We start from the raw sequence: 13,348 nt of genomic DNA on the forward strand, positions 1-13,348 counted from the left end.
TAAAGAATGAACTTCAACAGATTCATTCTAGCGGGCGTTTATACAAATAGGACAAAAAACCCTAACTGGATCTTTCCTCCAGATTAGGGATTATAAAATGCTCTCTTGATTTTTTTCTTTGAATTTAATCAATAATTGTTCACCTTGATAGCCGGCTTCTATTAAATCTTGTAACGTTTGCTCAACTAATTCACGCTCACGATTGACCATATTGCCGATGATGATGACGCTGATGTTATCATCCACTTCCTCAATCGCTTCCACTTTCCCAACTAGTGTCGCTTTCGGGTTTTCAGTCTTCGTGATTCGGACTTGAAAAACAATTTCACGATTCTTGTCCAGCTTACTTCTGAAAAAGTCTTCATAAGATTTAGGCATATAGCCTTCCACTAGCCAACGATCTCTATCGATTTCACGGTCAATGATCAAGCCTTCATAAAACTCAATTTCTTTATTTTGAAGCTCGTCGCCTAGTTTTTCCAATGTTGTAAGGGAGATTAATTTAAATGTTTTCATGCAATCTTCCTTTCCTCAAATTAACCTCATTATATAAGATACGATGGGAATAGAAAAGCTTTTATTGGTTAGATTGCACTTTTATTGTTTGCTGTCTGAACTTTTTTGTCGATGATTGCTAATCGCTCGATTGCTTCTTCTCTCTCCATTTTCAAATAATGATGTCCACCTTTTGGCAACTCATCTATTTCATCCGCTTCATAAATGATTTGTTGTAGGGGTGTACGAAATTCCTTTACAGAAAACGGTAAATAAGAGTCGGTGTGTAATAATATTGCAATTGCAATCTCTTTGGCCTTTACTCTGTTCTCCCCTAATCGAATCAATAATTTATGAGCTCGTTCTGCCCCTTTAATTGCATGGATATCGTGTTTTCGATATTCTTCATAATCCCATTTTCCTTCTCTATACCACTCAAAATGACCCATATCATGTAGTAATGCGGCCTTCGTGGCAAGTTCTGGATTTTCTTCTCGTTCGGTTGCAAGGCGGCAGGCAATTTCTGTTACCTTAACAGCATGATGAACACCTGAACGTCTCAAATACTTTTGAGTGATTGGATGTTTAAAAATATCGACTAGCGTAACATAGCCCATTGGCATCTCCTCCTAATTTTAAACATTAATATACCATAATTTAATGACGCTGGCGATTTTTCCTAAACTAAATGATTCTCTAGTCGAATTCATTTACTTTTCCCTAAAATAACTTGATAAATTTTCAAAAATTCCTATTTATTTTTTTAAACAAACCGATATATAGAGTAAATACTGTTTTTTTGGAGGTGAAAATATGGAAAATACGGCTCAAACAATCGTCTCAGATACACTCCACTTAAAGAACCGATTATCCATTATTTTTCTATTTGTCACTATGGTGCTTGGCACAGGTGTGACTTATTTAATTGGACAAACGAAACTCGTTATTCTAACCATTTTGATTGGCAGCCTAATTACCTTATTACTCGTCACAACTCTCGTCTATCTCAGAAAGCTATCTAACGTTGTACCTTACATACTGATCTCAGGGATTGCTATGATTATCGGAACAATTTTAATTCTCGCAACAACATCAGGACAAACAGCCGCTTTGATTTATTTTTTATTGATCACTAGTTCTTTCTATTTATCTTTACCCGTTTTCTTATTTGGTTTCACACTAAGTATTGGATTATTCATAACGTTTATCTATATACATGGGGAGACTTATTTATTCGACTATGCAACATCGTTATTGATTTTTACACTGACAAGCGTTGTCTTGCTGTTACAGCTTGTCATTACATCTCGAAATCAAAAAACATTGGAAGAACTCCAAGCCAGTAATGAACAAGCATTCCAGAAGGAACAAAAACAAAATCAACTCATTGAGCAACAGACGAAAACAATCCAACAAAGTATGGACGGGATTGAATGGCAATCCAACACCCAAAAAGATTCGTTAAATGAAATGAACCGAGCCATCCAAGAAATTGCAACAGGTACTGAATCACAAGCAGGAACAATTTCCGATATTCACCAGTCCATTGGTACAACTTCGATGTTATTAGAAAAAATGGTTGGTGATTTAGATCGCATTGAGGCGGAAACAGATGAAACGAAAACGAAAGCTGAAAAGGGTAAAATCGAATCATTTGAACTCGTTGATGAAATGAGAACTTTCCAAGCAAGTGTTGGAGAAATGAAGGCGGCTTTTAACGAATTAAGTGATAAAGTGGATTCATCTGTATCATTTATTCAATCTATTCAAGATATTACTGAACAAACAAGCTTGCTTTCATTAAACGCTTCGATTGAAGCAGCTCGTGCAGGTGAGCATGGTAGAGGGTTTGCTGTTGTTGCAGAAGAAATTCGTAAGCTGGCAGATCATACAGAGCAAACGGCTAAACAAATTTCAAACAACTTAACAAGTATGAGGGCTTCCAATGAAACAACCGATCGACAAATCCATGATATTGATAAGCAAATGAAAGAACACATCGAGTCCATTACTGAGAATAGTGAGTTATTCGGTTCATTTTCTGAAAATGCCAATACATTGATGGACCAAATGAAAAGCTTTAGACAATTAGCCGATGAAGTCAATGATCATGCAAGACTCATCGAAGATTCCATGAATGATTTCTCATCAACTGTAGAGCAATCGACTGCTTCTGTGGAAGAGATTAGTGCTACCGTTCAAAATCAAGCGAACCAGAACGAAGAGTTACACGGAGAGATCAAGCGCACGACACAAGCTTTACACGAATTGAATCAACGTGCTTAGCAGGAGAACTTAAAAGAGAGCTAAGACAAAAGAGATATTGAAGTGTTTTGACGGATCACCAATCAAACAAAAAGCCCGAACGATTTATTTTACGCATAAATCATTCGGGCTTTAATTTCTTTTATGAAATTTTGTTGCATACTATCGAATTGTTCTACTTAGGCTCCAATGTAAGTTGATCACCTGAGTAATTATCGATCCTCGTCTCATGATAATTGCCTTTAATCCAATCATCTAATTGATTCTGATAATAATCACTTCGGTAATGCTCTGATTGGCCAGGACCCACAATATGATAGCCTGAATTTGGATCAGCTAAATCGTTCACGAATCGCCAGCCTGCTCCATGGTTAACTATCCCATCTTCTTTTCCTCTTGCTGCCATAACAGTGACTCCACTTCCACCGAGTGGTTGTGGTGGATCAGGATTGAAAAATCGTTCTAAGAAGGAAATGCCAGAAAGATTATGTGCAAAATAGATCTGGTGATAGTCTCCCCATTTCCACTCATTCAAACTTTCACCATATTCATCTGTAAGATATTGAATGGTTTCGCTGAAAGAATTGGAAAGCAATTGATCCAATCCTCCATTTTGCTCAATCCAATGTAACTCTTCTCCATCATAAGACTGAAGAATCAGTTGGTCTGTTGTTTGGCCCATTCCCTTGAACATTGATCGTACTTCTTCAGGAATTTCATCAGCGTATAAATTTTCTTCGATTTTTTTCAACATTGTATGGAATATAAGTGGACCCGCTTCATCTTTATGATCTTCAAAGTCCCAATCGGCTAATATTTTGATCGCTTGCTCTTCCGCCGGCGAATCAGCTTGGTCGCCAAGAACATCTAAAAATATGGGAACAAATAACTCTGCTTGTTTATTTTTCTGATCCATTTGAAGTTCCATCATATCTTCTGCAGTCAAATCATCCTTTGATGCTAAATACTCCTCAATACGTGAATAACGGTAAGGCTGTGCCCATACATGACTAATATGATATGGATACGAATCATCAATGACTTTGTTGTTTGCTGTTGCAATGAAGTTTTTATCCGGATTTACTACTGTTGGGAGTTCATCAAATGGGATGAATTCATCTAATGTGTACTGGCTATCCCAACCAGGCATCGGCAATAGGGCATCATCTGGGTTTTCATAGATTGGTATTTTGCCATTTGCCTTATAAGCAATCGTTCCATCCTTAGAAGCAAACATAAAGTTTTGGGCTGGTGCATGAAACCCTTCTAAAGCTTTCTCAAATTCTTTCCAGTTGGTTGCCTGGTTAAACTCCAATAAAGCTTTCAACTCTGTTGTAGCTTCTAGAGCTGTCCAATCAACCGACAACACAGTATCTCCTTCTATTTCTTCGACTCCATTGGCAAACTCTGATATGACCGGCCCGTGAATGGTTTCAGTTACTTCATAGTCGATTGATTCTTGACCATCAACGTGAATGGTTTCCGTAATGACGTCCGCCTCATACCACTCCCCGTCATACTCAAATTTTGCTGGGTCATTTTCATGTCTTCGCTCCAAATATAACTGCTGTACATCAGGGCCAACATTTGTAACTCCCCATGCAACATGGTCATTATGCCCTAGGATGATACCTGGCACTCCTGCGAATATAACGCCAGAAACATTATAGTTAGGTGACTCTAAATGACTTTGATACCAAATGGAAGGTGTCGATAAACCTAAATGCGGATCATCTGATAATAATGGCGAACCGGATTTCGTCTTTTCCCCACTCACTGCCCAGTTATTACTTCCATTGAACTCATGTGGCATAACTGCTTTCGAGAGACTGGCAGTCACATCGACGTATTCTTCTTCCAAAATATTAGTCGGTCCATTTTCAGGGTAAGTCGGAAATAGTTCATAAGCGACTTCTTCATCGAAATGGTTCATCAAATAATAATTAAATGCTTGCCGTTCCCAATGCCCACCTAAATCGAAGGCCATGAATTTTCCAATTGTCAGTGAGTCCAATGGCGTCCACTCGCTAATTTCACTCAGACCTGCTAATTTAAATTCAGCAGGCATAGAATTATTCGTTTCCATTTGTTCGATATATGCATTTACTCCATCTGCATATGCTTGTAATACATTCAGTGATTCTTCATCATATATTTCTAATGATTTCTCTGCAGCTCTCCGCAAGCCTAATGTCCGAAAATATTTATCCTGCTCAACCATACTTTCACCAATGACTTCGCTTAACTGTCCAGATGCTTGCCTTCTCGATAGTTCCATCTGAAAGATTCGATCCTGTGCTGTTATGTAGCCTTGAGCATAGAATAAATCTAAATCATTTGTTGCTTGAATATGTGGGACGCCCACCTCATCATATACAACCGTCACTTCCTCTTCCAGACCATTCAGTGAAACTGTCCCTTCTGTCTGTGCGAGTGACCGATCGATGTAAGCGTTTACGTAAATTAGCAAACCGATTATGATGACAGCTAGAATCGCCAAAATGATGAGTGTCCATTTTAACCACTTATTCATCTTTTTCTTTTGGTCCATTGACTCTAATTGAATCGCATGTTTCATAGCCTTTCCCCCTTTAATCTTATATAGATATAATATTACAAAAATTCTATCTAATTAACAAATTTTTGTACTTTTGAGGAATTGCATTTACTCACCACCTTCCCCTCTATATAATAGATAGCGGAAGAGTAATATTACTCTCAAGAAAACTGAGGTGATGAATTGAGTAATAAAAATAAGGTTTTTTTAGTAATCGGTATCTTCTTGCTAGGATTAATTATTTTAATCGTCGCAGCTACTTATTTCGGACTACAAAAAGATCCTGAACATACAAAAAAGGTTAGAGAGGAAGCTACTGATTATTTAGATAAACATTTTACGGATGAAATGGAAATCGTTGACGTCATGTATGATAATGCTTCTATTTATGAACAATTCTCTTATGCAGCGATTGTACAGCCGGTCAAAGATCCAGATTTCCAATTCTTAGTTTATTCTCATCTAGAAACAGGTGAATACACGGACAGTTACGTTGCTGAAGTATGGGAAGAAGAATTAGAAGATTTCTTAATGCCTCGTTTGAAGGAAAGCTTTGGGAAGGACGTTATTAAAGAATTGTGGATGACATATCCAAAAGACGTAGGTGAGCAACTGAATATATCCCACGATGATATCCCTTCATTAAAGGGACAAGATACAGGCGTAGTTATTCGTCTCACTCTTTCCAGAGGAGAAAAGGATAACGATGAAGATGCGTTGGAACAAATCATAGACGAAATGAAAGATGAATTATCTATTAAACGCGGTCACTTTACGTTATCGTTTTCAGAGCAAGCTTTATTCTTTAAAGATAAAAATATCAACAAAGATTTTTAATATTGATCTTCCATCAAATCATTTAATCTATCGCAACAGAAACCCCAGTTGGAAAGGGTAGCTTATCCAACTGGGGTATATTTTTGGTGAATTTCGTTGATTTCTTCAAGTATGGTCAACTTGTACATAAGCCGTTTAAAACGAAAACTCATGCTACAATTCTTATAGATATTTCTTGATGTCTGCTTCGATTTTTTCTGGCTTTGTTTGAGGCGAGTATCTTTCAACGACTTTTCCTTCACGATTCACTAAAAACTTCGTGAAATTCCATTTGATTTCGCCACCAAGCATTCCTTTCTTTTCTTCCGTTAGATAGTGAAATAATGGATGTTGTTCTTTACCTTTCACATTTGTCTTCGTGTGCATCGGAAATGATACACCATAATTCGTTTGGCAAAAATTCAGGATCTCATCTTGATCTTCAAATTCTTGATTCATAAATTGATCACTTGGAAATCCAAGGATGACGAAACCTTGATCTTGATAAGTTTCATATAACTTTTGCAGGCCCTCAAATTGATTCGTAAAGCCACATTTACTTGCTGTATTAACGATTAACATCACTTGATTCGAATAGTTCTCTAAAGTTGTGGTCTCACCGCTCATTTTTTCAACGGAAAAATCATACACTGTATTCACGATTCTAAACCTCCATTGTTATGACTTCTACAGTTAATTATACGTACATGCCATCGACGAAACAAATATTCTAATCCATTTTTCTAAGAGGTTCTTATTTGAACGGTACCTATAATAGGTATAAAAAATATCCCTTTGCTGGGAAAGGGATATTCTGTCATTTAGCTTGTGCGTACTACAAGTTGTGGTCTGGATATAACGAGCATAATGATGATGATAGCAGATAAAATAAAACCTGGAATTAAATAGGTTGAATTATATACTAATGAGTAAAGCCATACGGGTTGATCTTCCGGCGCAAAATGAGCAAAGAAGATTACCCCTGCTAAATAGTGTGCGATAAACCGAATAGCCATGCCAATAAATGTCCCGAGAATAATTAACATAGACACTTTTGTATGATCATTATTACTTAGGCCTTTCCTGATGCCGCTAGCAAACACACCGGCAACCCCAAGTCCAACGAAGGCAACAATGTAATCCAATAATCCTTGTAACCAATGGACTACTGTTCCTCCAAATAATAAATCCAATACGCCAAAGATTAATCCGGAGGCAAGTCCTGCTTTTAACCCCCAACGGAATGCAATAATAAAAACCGGGATCATCGCAAATGATACCGATCCACCCTGAGGCCAAATGGTAAATTGCAATCCTGGTATCGTGTCGAGCAGAAACGCTAACGTAGTTAAGATCGCGATTTCCACTAACATCAATGTTTTATGATTCATAATAATTCCTCCCCTTCTGTTTCTCTTTTTAGACAACAAAAAAAGCAATCCTAGGGAGGCTTCATTATGGGTCACCCAGCATTGCACCATTGAAGCCACATCCCTACGCTAGTGCTAACTAACAGGTTCAAAGGGTTTAGAGCATCGCACTCAATCTCAGCCAACTCATTGGCTCCCCCTGTGGTCTTGTCGATTCACTTTTTTTGTTACTTTAATTATAACTGACAATAGATATAACTTCAAGGTGGTCTGATCAACCACGTTGCTTTCTTGGGAAAATTCAACAAACGATGTATACTTAAGATAGAGAGTATATCGTTATTCAAGATATTAATGAAAATATTTATTTTTAGTGCGCTTGATGACAATATAAAGGAGATGGGCGTATGTCTTTAAAATCAAAAATTTATAAATTCCTTCGCATTTGGAATGATGTCGATGCTGTTAGAAAAGGACGTGTAGGAAAACGGGTCGGTAGGCGTGTTGCAGGTAAAGGTTCTGGGAAATTGCTGAGGAAACTATTTAAATAGGGAGCGAATAGAATGTTTCAATGCAAACATTGTGGCTATGAATATACCTATAAAGAAGCTTTGGGGATGGCTTCCAGTACAGGTGTTGGAAAACGATGCCCAAATTGTGCAAAAACAAATTATTTCACGGCAAGGAGTAGAAAAAAAGGAATGTTTTATGCATTTATCAGTGCCTTTGTCGTTTCTATTTTGGGTTTTTTTGACGTACCTCTAACAATAGCCATCCCTCTTTTATTCGCTTTTCTCATTGGTTACTACTTAGCCATGCCCTTTTTGTTTGAACTTAGCGATCATGAAGAACCCTTGTGGTGATGAATGGAGGATTGCTCAGTGAATAAATCCATTATTCTATTCGATGGCGTTTGTAACCTTTGTAACGGAGCCGTCCAATTTTTAATCAACCGGGATTCACAGGACCAATTCCGTTTTGCTTCATTACAAAGTGATTTAGGCAGAAAAGTGATGCAGCAATTAAACAATAAAAATATAGATAGCATTGTTCTTATTGAATCAGGTCGAATCTATACAACATCTACCGCAGCCCTCCGCATTGCGAAACATCTCCCTGCACCTTGGAATTATTTGTATCTGTTAAGACTTTTACCACGACCGCTTCGTGATCAAGCCTATACATGTATCGCCCACCATCGTTATCAATGGTTCGGACGTCAAGATACATGTATGCTACCAACTCCCGAAAACGAACGGAAATTCTTAATGAAATCAAATTAAAAAGCAGTTCAAGAGAGGACTCATTCCCTTCGTTGAACTGCTTTTTTCGTCAATTAATCAAACTGTCTATTCATTCACCTCTGCAGTAAGAAGCTCTTCCGGCAATGCTTGAAATGCTTGCTCTAAATCAGCTATTAGATCATCTGGGTCTTCAATTCCTGCTGAATACCTGATCAAGCCCTCCGGAATGCCCATTGCTGCACGCTCTTCTGGCGTACATTCAACATGGCTTGTTACTCGTGGAGGTCCGATAATAGTTTGCACACACCCTAGACTTGCTGCCCGTTTCGCTAACTTTAACTTCGGCAAAAATTTATTCATCGTCTCAACGCCACCTCGGACGTTAAAGCTTAGCATTCCACCAAAGCCTTTCATCTGTTTCTTTGCGATCTCATGGCCGACATGATCTTCCAAGCCAGGATAAAACACATCGGTTACCCATTCGGATGTTTTTAAATACTCTGCAACTTTCATTGCGTTTTCATTTTGTTGACGAATGCGCAAATGCAATGTTTTCATTCCGCGCAATAATAAATAAGCTGCATGAGGATTTATTGTCGCCCCATTAATTTCACGGTAGTGGTAAATCTGATCGACTAATTCTTTGCTGCCTGCGACGACTCCACCCATTGCATCTGAATGTCCACCTAAATATTTCGTTGCACTATGAAGAACGATATCCGCACCGAGCTCTAATGGATTTTGATTAATAGGTGATGCGAATGTTCCATCCACGACAACCAGTGCATCGACTTCATGACCTGCTTTCGCCATGCGTTCAATATCGATGATTTTCAGTGTCGGATTTGTCGGCGATTCTAAATAAACAAGATCGCAGCCTTTCGCAATTTCCGCTTCCATCTCTTCATGATCCGCAGTTTCGCAAAACGTAATGTCTACACCCATATTTGGGAGAAATTCTGTGAAAATTTTATTTGTTCCACCATACGTATCTTTAATAGTAACGACTCGATCTCCAGGACGTAGAAATGTATATAGCGTATTTGAAATTGCTGCCATACCTGAAGCAAAAGCAGTGGCTGCCTCAGCATTTTCCAAGTCTTTTACTTTATCCTCAAATGCTTGATTTGTAGGATTTGTGTTCCGTCCATAAATATGACCCTCTCGCTGCCCAGTTGCAATTTCATACCACTCATTCATATCGTCGTAACCAAAAGAAACACTATTTACGACGGGCACCTGTGTCGCACCAAAGGCTAATTGATCCTTTTCCCCTGACCATGAAGCTTTCGTTCCTGGTTTGAATGTTGTCATATAATCTCCTCCTTAATTAATATCTATATTCATTCGTTGCTAACTTAACTAATAATTCCTTTTGTATCATCAGGAAAGTGAAAAGGTATTTTTTGAATAAGTCCACGTTGGTAATTCGTCAGCAGTTCAACACCGTTTTCAGTCACACGGAAGGATTCACTCGTCTCGATACCATCTTGATCGAACCATAATCCAGGTATAAAATGAAATGTCATATTTGGCTCCAAGACTGTTCGATCACCTTTACGAATACTTGCAGTATGCTCGCCCCAATCTGGCGGATAATTTAATCCAATTGAATAACCTAAACGAGATTCTTTCTCAATCCCATATTTCCGTGTTGACTCAATCCAAGCTTCTTCCAGCTCTTCAAGATAGGCTCCTGGTTTCACTTTTTGTAAAACACTCTCTATACCTTCCTGTACAATTTCATCAAGTCTCTTTAGGCGATCAGTTGGATTACCGAGAAATACCGTTCTTGCCAATGGAGTATGGTAGCGCTTATGACAACCAGCAAGTTCAATAATGACGGCATTGCCTTCCTCAAAATAATCATCGCACCAAGTTAAATGAGGTGCCGATGTCTTATCTCCTGTGGGCAGCATCGGTACGATCGATGGATAATCCCCACCAAACTCTTCTCTCCCTTTAACCAATTCATAGTAAATTGTCGCTGCTGCATCACATTCTCTTGATCCTGTGTGAATTGCGTTGATACCTGCTTGCATGGCTTGCTCTGCCAGCATCCCCGCTCGTCGCATCAACTCAATCTCTTGGTCGGATTTAATGATACGAACCCAATTCACCATAGAGGTGCAGTCTCTAAATGTTGCGTTTGGCAAATGCTCAAGTAATGTCGTATAACATTTTGCTGAAAAATAATATTGATCCATCTCTACACCAATCACGCGCTTTTCTTGTTTTAACTGAGTTAAAAGCTTTGCAATGTACTGCATTGGATGAAATTGATGTGAATTCACGAAATAATCCGGATAAGAAACAATATTTTCATCATGCATCCAGGTCGTACGTTTCGCACCATTAGCATCCATATACCGACCGACCCAAATCGGCTGTGGTTCATCGATGATTACGATCAACATTTGATGCACATAAAAGGACCATGCATCATAACCTGTTAAATAATTCATATTCGCCGGGTCTGTCACCAACAAAACATCTATACCTTCTTTTTCCATTTGATGTTTTGTTTTCTTTAATCTTCTCAGGTACTCTCCTACTTCAAAGGTCAACACGGTCTTTTCCTCCCTTCTAAATGAAAGCGCTTTATATTTAGAATATTTAAATAATAACTCTTACTCTATTGTATTACCGGCCGAGTGGTTTTGGTAACATACAATTTGTATGAAATTTCATTCATGGACTCATACACTTTGTTTACTTGCTAAGTAGGCGTCCAAAAGAAAACCCGTACGGAGTTAAATCTACTCCGTACGGGTCAGTCATTTTTTCATATTATGTGTCCGTTGTACTCCTTACCTATGCTTCATTCCATTCTCCATTTTTTAGTTGCCATAATCGGATACTCATCTCCAATAAAAATGAATCATCAGAATCAACGAGTGTCAGACCCGTCAAACTTTCAATTCTCCGTAATCGGTATAATAATGTTTGACGATGTAAAAACAATGCCCTGGCTGTCTGACTAACGTTTCCTTTGAATGTTTGATAAGTCATGAAAGTGTGAATTAAATCTGATTGCTTTTTTCGATCGTATTCCAACAATGGACGAATGGTATCATTCACAATATTTATTAATGCATCCGTCCCTTCTATACTTAATAGCAGTCGGTTCAACTTCGTTTCCTCGAAAAACGTTCTGCCACCAAAGGTCGTTTGCTCTACATGCAGATCGAGTGCTGTCCGGGCTTCTTGATAACTTTTATAAAAAGATTGCAAACCTTGATTGTGAATACCAATACCCCATGCAAACGTAATCCCCGCCAACTGATCATGTAAGCGTCTTTCAATCATATCCAAAAAATGACTGACAGTCTTTTGGTGACCTCCTTCATCAATTTCCAGAAAGATAACGACCTCACCTTCTTCAAACGATGACATCGTCCTTCGATTTAATTGCTGTTCTGCATACGTTATTTCTTTTTGTATATAGTAATTCAAACTATGCAAAGAAGAATGACCAGGTTGGTCCTTCTCTTCACGCCAAGATGTTTCCGAAAAGCCTGTTGTAAAATCACCAACAATACAGGCATACCGTAAAGAGAGATCATAACCCAGCAAATCACCCTTTGATAAAATTTTCGCATCCATACGCTCTATTTCCTTGGCCAACTGCATCACAAAATTATCTTTCAATCGAATTTCTGTCATTTCAATGGCATTTTCCGTTAAAAAGTATAATGCACATGCCGTTAAGCCATGCTCCAACGCATGCATGACAAACCAATCTAGCTCATCCGGACTTTTAGGCATAAATAATAAATACCCTTGTTTTTTATGATTTGAAAAGATCGTCAATTCGTAGCATGTTTGGTTACCGACTGTATATTGGTTAATATGTTGGTAAAGTGGGTGGTCGCTTGATGGTACAATTGGTGATTCCATTAACTGAACCGGAAGATCATTAAACTGATTGATGGCATCGATGATTTCTTGATCAAAATCATAATTGGCCCGTATCTGCTTCTCTTCATCACTGATGGCGACAGGGATATTGATTTCTTTATATAGTATTTTTATTAATGCTTCCAACGAACTATTGTTGAGCACTTGATCCATCAATTTAATGCGTAGAGCCTCTGTTTTCTCTCTTCTTTTTTCATTGTGCTCATTGATGACTTGCAAGGATTCCTGGACAATGTCGGAAAAGCTGGATTTCCAGTTCAACAACAAAAGAATAAATTGATTTTCATTAGCCATGTCAATAATTCTTTGAGGTAAAGTTTCCGTCCAATTATCACTCGCAACCGCCAAGGCCGTCGCACCAGACTGGATGATATCGCTTACAAATTGATCACTTAAATCTGAATCTTGCCTGAAATTTGTTGCCGATGATAAAACAAGCTCATGCTTACGGATAAAGTTCTGAACCGGTAATTCAACGATAGAAACCCATTCAACTTTTTTTGTTTCCAACAAAGATTCACCGGTTACGACGTGAACGTCTTGTAAAGAAGGAATATTCATTAATTCTGATAGCCTGAGTCCCATTTTCCTCACCCACTTTAAATTCCTTTTCTATCCTTCATTATATAAAAGGAATCTGTTAACAGTCAATTTAGAAAATTAGGACTTTATGGAGGTTC

General features: G+C 38.2%; 13 protein-coding genes and 1 riboswitch. Of the genes, 5 read left to right on the forward strand and 8 right to left on the reverse strand.

What is annotated here, in order from left to right:
• Nucleotides 1-90 precede the first annotated feature (90 nt).
• Together KQ486_RS05940 and KQ486_RS05945 are read right to left on the reverse strand one after the other, a co-directional pair.
• Nucleotides 91-516, reverse strand: coding sequence for a YwpF family protein (locus KQ486_RS05940; RefSeq protein WP_216687053.1), 426 nt, complete (start codon nt 514-516; stop codon nt 91-93).
• Nucleotides 517-584: 68 nt separating this feature from the next.
• Nucleotides 585-1,112 carry an HD domain-containing protein gene (locus KQ486_RS05945; RefSeq protein WP_216687054.1) on the reverse strand — a complete coding sequence of 176 codons (528 nt, stop codon included), beginning with the start codon at nt 1,110-1,112 and terminating at the stop codon, nt 585-587.
• 196 nt (nt 1,113-1,308) lie between these two features.
• On the opposite strand from KQ486_RS05945, the gene KQ486_RS05950 reads away from it, so the two are divergent.
• On the forward strand, nt 1,309-2,781 hold the full coding sequence (locus tag KQ486_RS05950) for a methyl-accepting chemotaxis protein (protein ID WP_216687055.1): 1,473 nt from the start codon (nt 1,309-1,311) through the stop codon (nt 2,779-2,781).
• Between the two features lie 154 nt (nt 2,782-2,935).
• Here KQ486_RS05950 and KQ486_RS05955 read toward each other — a convergent pair whose 3' ends face one another.
• A complete protein-coding gene (locus KQ486_RS05955; protein ID WP_216687056.1) occupies nt 2,936-5,338 on the reverse strand; it encodes a penicillin acylase family protein in 2,403 nt (800 codons plus the stop codon).
• A gap of 162 nt (nt 5,339-5,500) precedes the next feature.
• Here KQ486_RS05955 and KQ486_RS05960 point away from each other — a divergent pair, with 162 nt between their 5' ends.
• Nucleotides 5,501-6,154 (forward strand): hypothetical protein, encoded by a 654-nt coding sequence (locus tag KQ486_RS05960; protein WP_216687057.1) that lies wholly within the window; start codon nt 5,501-5,503, stop codon nt 6,152-6,154.
• A gap of 162 nt (nt 6,155-6,316) precedes the next feature.
• Here KQ486_RS05960 and KQ486_RS05965 read toward each other — a convergent pair whose 3' ends face one another.
• Both KQ486_RS05965 and thiT read right to left on the reverse strand, forming a co-directional pair.
• Entirely contained in the window at nt 6,317-6,793 is a 477-nt protein-coding gene (locus KQ486_RS05965) for a glutathione peroxidase (protein WP_144159914.1), read from the reverse strand.
• 161 nt (nt 6,794-6,954) lie between these two features.
• Entirely contained in the window at nt 6,955-7,524 is a 570-nt protein-coding gene (gene thiT, locus KQ486_RS05970; RefSeq protein ID WP_246569205.1) for an energy-coupled thiamine transporter ThiT, read from the reverse strand.
• An 83-nt stretch (nt 7,525-7,607) separates the two neighbouring features.
• Nucleotides 7,608-7,713: riboswitch (TPP riboswitch) on the reverse strand.
• Between the two features lie 197 nt (nt 7,714-7,910).
• Here thiT and KQ486_RS05975 point away from each other — a divergent pair.
• The 3 genes from KQ486_RS05975 to KQ486_RS05985 are packed head-to-tail and all read left to right on the forward strand — an operon-like array spanning nt 7,911 to nt 8,786.
• Nucleotides 7,911-8,054: a hypothetical protein gene (locus tag KQ486_RS05975; protein ID WP_186278509.1), complete on the forward strand. Its 144-nt coding sequence runs from the start codon at nt 7,911-7,913 to the stop codon at nt 8,052-8,054.
• 12 nt (nt 8,055-8,066) lie between these two features.
• Complete coding sequence (locus KQ486_RS05980; RefSeq protein WP_216687058.1) at nt 8,067-8,366, forward strand: TIGR04104 family putative zinc finger protein; 300 nt, start codon at nt 8,067-8,069, stop codon at nt 8,364-8,366.
• Nucleotides 8,367-8,384: 18 nt separating this feature from the next.
• Nucleotides 8,385-8,786: a thiol-disulfide oxidoreductase DCC family protein gene (locus KQ486_RS05985; protein WP_255439638.1), complete on the forward strand. Its 402-nt coding sequence runs from the start codon at nt 8,385-8,387 to the stop codon at nt 8,784-8,786.
• Nucleotides 8,787-8,852: 66 nt separating this feature from the next.
• Here KQ486_RS05985 and KQ486_RS05990 read toward each other — a convergent pair whose 3' ends face one another.
• The 3 genes from KQ486_RS05990 to KQ486_RS06000 form a co-directional block, all read right to left on the reverse strand.
• Nucleotides 8,853-10,061, reverse strand: coding sequence for a cystathionine gamma-synthase family protein (locus KQ486_RS05990; RefSeq protein ID WP_216687059.1), 1,209 nt, complete (start codon nt 10,059-10,061; stop codon nt 8,853-8,855).
• A 44-nt stretch (nt 10,062-10,105) separates the two neighbouring features.
• On the reverse strand, nt 10,106-11,314 hold the full coding sequence (locus KQ486_RS05995) for a M24 family metallopeptidase (RefSeq protein WP_216687074.1): 1,209 nt from the start codon (nt 11,312-11,314) through the stop codon (nt 10,106-10,108).
• A 247-nt stretch (nt 11,315-11,561) separates the two neighbouring features.
• Nucleotides 11,562-13,253, reverse strand: coding sequence for a PucR family transcriptional regulator (locus tag KQ486_RS06000; protein WP_216687060.1), 1,692 nt, complete (start codon nt 13,251-13,253; stop codon nt 11,562-11,564).
• Nucleotides 13,254-13,348: the final 95 nt, after the last annotated feature.

The organism is Allobacillus halotolerans (genome assembly GCF_018967645.1).
GTDB lineage: Bacteria > Bacillota > Bacilli > Bacillales > Alkalibacillaceae > Allobacillus > Allobacillus halotolerans.